We start from the raw sequence: 222 nt of genomic DNA on the forward strand, positions 1-222 counted from the left end.
GCCTTTGGTTTAGTCGTAATAAACTCTATTTCGACATTCGCCACGCCAGTTTGCACTACTCCAAGTTTAGTAGCTGCCGCATAACTCAGGTCGATAATTCGCCCCTCATGAAATGGCCCTCTGTCGTTGACGCGAACAATGGCCGTTTTGCCATTGTCGACATTGGTGACTTTGACATAACTTGGAATAGGAAGATTTTTGTGAGCAGCACTCATGGAATAC

1 protein-coding gene is annotated in these 222 nt (G+C 45.5%); it reads right to left on the minus strand.

The window, feature by feature from the left end:
- A partial coding sequence (locus AB4585_RS29105; protein ID WP_372172283.1) for a septal ring lytic transglycosylase RlpA family protein occupies window positions 1-222 on the minus strand: 222 nt, incomplete at both ends.

Source organism: Vibrio sp. 10N.222.49.C9, from assembly GCF_041474985.1.
GTDB lineage: Bacteria > Pseudomonadota > Gammaproteobacteria > Enterobacterales > Vibrionaceae > Vibrio > Vibrio crassostreae_C.